Annotated in this window: 1 protein-coding gene; it reads left to right on the top strand. The window is 71.7% G+C overall.

All coding sequences use genetic code 11. The annotated features are described in order from the left end of the window. A partial coding sequence (locus tag EIO58_RS17640) for a BglG family transcription antiterminator (protein ID WP_127820527.1) occupies positions 1 to 1,402 on the top strand: 1,402 nt, incomplete at its 5' end. Positions 1,403 to 1,553 lie beyond the last annotated feature (151 nt).

The following is a 1,553-nucleotide window of genomic DNA, read 5'->3' as shown; positions in this document are numbered from 1 at the left end:
GTCGGTCGGCGCGCAGGCGTTCGGGCCGTTCAAGACCGACCTGGTCGCGCGGCTCGGCGAGCTCGGGTGGTTCGTCAACGAGTTCGGCATCGGCGACGTCGTGATGCACATCGCGATCGCCGCCGACAGGGTCGCGCGAGATCGCCCGCTCGAGGCGTCCGACGCCGACGCCCGGCCCGAGCAGGCCGAGGTCGCCGCGATCATCGGCGAGCTGGCCGAGCGGCACCTCGGGGTGAGGCTCGGCAGCGGCGACCTCCAGCACCTCGCGACGCTCGTGCTCACGCGGGTCGTCGCGCCGGGCGGCGCCCGGGGTGACACCCACGAGCACACGCGCTCACAGCTCGAGCCCGATGTCGAGCGGGCCGTGCGCGAGATCGTGCAGCGGGCCGCCGCAGAATTCCTCGTCGACATCGTGCACGAGGACTTCATCCTGCGGCTCGCGCTCCACGTGCAGAATCTGCGGCTGCGCGCCCGCGAGCAGGCGTGGTCGCGGAACCCGCTGACCCGGTCGCTGAAGTCGACGTACCCGATGATCTTCGAGGTCGCCGTGTTCATCGCGAACGGCCTCCACGAGCGCCTCGACATCCCCCTTCTCGATGATGAGATCGCGTACATCGCGATGCACATCGGGGGACGGCTCGAACGCAGCCGCCGCGCCGACCAGCTGCTGACCGCGACCATCGTCTGCCCCGGGTACTACGAGTTGCACGAACTGCTGCGGTCGTCGGTCGACCGGTCGCTCGGGCAGGCCATCGAAGTGGTCGGCGTCGAGACGCGCGTCGACCCCGACTGGGGCTCGATCGACACCGACCTCGTGCTCACCACGATCGACCCCGCCGTGCCCGGGGACCGTGTCGTGCGCATCCAGCCGTTCCTGACCGAAGCCGATGTCGAGCGCGTCCAGGCGGCGGCGGGGCGCGTGCGTCGCTCGCGCCGGCTCGCGCGGCTGCGCGGCGAACTCGAGCGGTACTTCGAGCCGGCGGCGTTCGTGCGCGGCCTCGAGCCCGGACTCGCCGAGGATGGCGTCATCCGGCTCCTCGGTGAGCCGCTCATCGCGGCGGGGGTGATCGACGCCGACTACGTCGAACGCACGATCCAGCGCGAGGAGCTGTCGTCGACCGCGTTCACCGACGCCCTCGCGGTGCCGCACGCGCTCGGGATGACGGCATCCCGCACCGCCATCGCCATCGGCATCGCCGATCCCTCGATCCCGTGGGGCGACGGCCGCGTGCAGGTGGTGGCGCTCGTCGCCTTCTCGGAGTCCGACCGCGCGGCGTTCCAGACCGTGTTCGAGCAGTTCGTCGAGGTCTTCTCGGAGCGCGACAGCGTGCAGCGCATCGTCCGCCGCGCGATGTCGTTCACGGCCTTCCTCGATGAGCTCGTCGCCGTCATCGACGGCTGAGCCCCCGGCATCCGTCGTCCCGTGTCGCGCGCGGTGTCTTGTGGGGTCCTCGGGTGGCGCAACACGCGGGATGACTGCGGCGGTGCCGCGTGTTGCGCCACCCGAACCGCGGCGGCGAAGACGACGACGGATGCCCGGGGGGGGGGGGGGC

It is taken from the genome of Microbacterium sp. CPCC 204701 (assembly GCF_004010105.1).
Taxonomy (GTDB): Bacteria; Actinomycetota; Actinomycetes; order Actinomycetales; family Microbacteriaceae; genus Microbacterium.
Note: the sequence above shows the minus strand (reverse complement) of the source record. Positions and strands in the feature narration are given on the sequence as shown.